The following is an 833-nucleotide window of genomic DNA, read 5'->3' as shown; positions in this document are numbered from 1 at the left end:
CCGTGAATTTCCAAAAGGGCTCTAAAATGGTTTGATATTGTGCATCAGTAAGAAGGCCTGCATGATATGATTTCTCTTCTTTCTTTAATATTGGCAGAATATTTTGCAATCTTCTCAAATGTATTTCTTTCTGTATACCTATTAATTTTTCTTTCTCCAATATATGTTTACGTTTTATAGATAGTATATTTATTTTTTCTACGCTCATTGTTTTTTCATTTTTTATTTGAGCATTCAAGTTTTCTATCTCTGATTGTGTTTTGTAGATTCTATCTAAGCTATTTTCCTCTTGTATAGTAGATTTTTTATTATCAATCTTGAATAGTTTTTGATTTATTGTCACTTTAGATTTGTTACTAATATTTATTTTTGATAAAAATCCGCTTCTTGGACTAAAAATATTAGTAATGCCATCAGATATATCAATATATCCATCACAGGATATTTTTTTTTGGAAAGTCCCAAAAAAGAGTATTAGAAGAAAGCATATAAAAACAAAAATACAAAATAAGATTGATATTTTGTGAGTTGTTTTTGAAGCGTGATTCAATTTATTATTCGTCAATCTTATATTGGATCATTAAATGATATTATATCAGTTTAATATCCGTGACCAGGCCCTCCCGGACCGACACCTATCATTCCATAGTCACTAAGCTTATCTGTATAACTAGGTCTATGTGAAGAATCTCTAGTGCTATTCGTTTTTCTATCAAAATCTCTAGATGCGCAGCCAGTAGAGATTATACTTAATATGATTAAAATCGTTATATACGTTTTTGACATCTTTATTGCTCCGAAAAGTATTTAATGAGGCGGGTAGAATAAATTAC

At 28.8% G+C, this 833-nt stretch carries 1 protein-coding gene; it reads right to left on the bottom strand.

The features are described from left to right. Window positions 1-565: hypothetical protein (locus AD928_RS14550; protein ID WP_156469999.1), on the bottom strand; the 565-nt coding region annotated here is incomplete at its 3' end. Window positions 566-833: the final 268 nt, after the last annotated feature.

This window comes from Acetobacter cerevisiae, assembly GCF_001580535.1.
Classification (GTDB): domain Bacteria; phylum Pseudomonadota; class Alphaproteobacteria; order Acetobacterales; family Acetobacteraceae; genus Acetobacter; species Acetobacter cerevisiae.
Note: the sequence above shows the minus strand (reverse complement) of the source record. Positions and strands in the feature narration are given on the sequence as shown.